This window comes from Microcoleus sp. Pol17C6 (assembly GCF_036701145.1).
Taxonomy (GTDB): domain Bacteria; phylum Cyanobacteriota; class Cyanobacteriia; order Cyanobacteriales; family Microcoleaceae; genus Microcoleus.
Genome location: NZ_JAUBQH010000168.1, coordinates 1 through 1314, shown reverse-complemented (window position 1 = coordinate 1314; position 1314 = coordinate 1). Strand labels below are relative to the sequence as shown.

Below are 1314 nucleotides of genomic sequence, written 5' to 3'. Positions count from 1 at the left end.
CCCTTGCTGCCCCCGCTCACATTTATCCAACCCCAGCCAGAGCAAATACTTAACTTCGACTCAAACGCCGCCCAACTCATCGACATCCAAAACACCAGCATCGGCACTCCCGGAAACGATTCCTTAACAGGAAACGAAACCAACCAACTATTTCTTTCCCAAGGCGGCGACGACACAGTGTTAGGTGAAGCAGGCAGCGATATCGCTTTCGGCGACCAACAGCGAGACTTGATCGCAGCAGGTAAGGACAACGACATCGTTTACGGCGGCAAACAAACCGATGCCGTATTTGGCGGCAAACAAGACGATCGCATTTCTGGCGATCGCAATGCAGACACATTGTACGGCGATCGCGGTGCCGACAGCATAGTCGGCGACAACGGCAACAACATCGACTTGACTGGTAACGACGGCGACCTGATTTTCGGCGGGTCTTCAGGCGACGCCATTTCAGGCAATCAAGGTTCAGACACCGTTTACTCCGGCAAAGACCCTGATATCGCTTACGGTGGTATCGACAACGACCTGATTTGGGGTGACAAAGGCCCCGATACCCTTTCCGGCGACAACGGAGATGACTCGGTGTTTGGTGGCGTCCTCAACTCCCTCGATAGCGACCCCGACGGCTTCGATTTGCTATTGGGAGGCGATGGCAACGACCTACTTAACGGCGAACAACAAGACGATACCTTGCGAGGTGGCAACGGCCCGGATGTGGTGTTTGCAGGCAAAGGCAACGATCGCATTTTCGGCGAAACAGACTCGGATACTCTCTACGGCAATCTAGGTTCCGACACCATAATTGGCGACTACGGCACTCAACCAGCCAATACAGTTGCCACGGAGGAAGGCGACTTAATTTTCGGTAATGACACCGGCGATATCATCGGCGGTGGCAGCGGTAACGATAGCATTTTTGCCGGCAAAGGTAATGACTTAGTTTACGGTGGCAAAGATCACGACAGGATTTGGGGCGAACTCGGTTCCGACACCATGGTCGGGGATGAGGGGGACGATTCGCTTTATGGCGGCTTGCAAAACGAGTTAGTGTGGGATGCCAACGGCCGCGACTTGCTATTTGGGGGAGATGGAAATGACTTTCAGGGCGGCGGTGAGAGTTCCGATTCTTTGAGTGGGGGTTTTGGTAACGATAGCCTTCGTGGCGGCAAGGATGACGACTTGGTACAGGCAGATGCGGGCAACGACTTGATGTACGGCGACTCGGGCAGCGATATTTTGTGCGGCGATGAAGGTAACGATACCATTAGTGGCGATCGTGGGGAAAATCTGCGAGGCGCTGTCGGCCCTGACGGT

At 54.3% G+C, this 1314-nt stretch carries 1 protein-coding gene; it reads left to right on the top strand.

What is annotated here, in order from left to right; translation table 11 throughout:
* On the top strand, positions 1-1314 hold a 1314-nt coding region (locus tag QUA25_RS29230), incomplete at both ends, for a calcium-binding protein (RefSeq protein WP_333043196.1).